1 protein-coding gene is annotated in these 386 nt (G+C 43.8%); it reads left to right on the top strand.

Features of this window, described 5'->3' with window-relative positions:
* Positions 1-386, top strand: a 386-nt coding sequence (locus HA632_RS00150) for a SprB repeat-containing protein (RefSeq protein ID WP_176305221.1), incomplete at both ends; no start/stop codon positions are given.

The following is a 386-nucleotide window of genomic DNA, read 5'->3' as shown; positions in this document are numbered from 1 at the left end:
GGAAGTGTAACAGTAACCGCTACCGGTGGAACGGCTCCTTATACCATTTTATGGTCTAATGGTGGCACAACCTTTACCGCTAACAATTTTGCAGCAGGTACTTATACCGCCGTAGTAACCGATGCTAATGGATGTAATTCAAACGTAAGTGTAACCATCACGCAACCGGCAACGGCTTTGGCTTCTACTAATACTACTACCAACGTATCTTGTTATGCAGGAAACAATGGAATTGTAACAGTAACCGCTACCGGTGGAACGGCTCCTTATACCATTTTATGGTCTAATGGCGGCACAACCTTTACCGCTAACAATTTTGCAGCTGGTACTTATACAGCGGTTATCACCGATGCTAATGGATGTACTTCAAACGTAAGTGTAACCAT

It is taken from the genome of Flavobacterium sp. J49 (genome assembly GCF_011742145.1).
Taxonomy (GTDB): domain Bacteria; phylum Bacteroidota; class Bacteroidia; order Flavobacteriales; family Flavobacteriaceae; genus Flavobacterium.
Note: the sequence above shows the minus strand (reverse complement) of the source record. Positions and strands in the feature narration are given on the sequence as shown.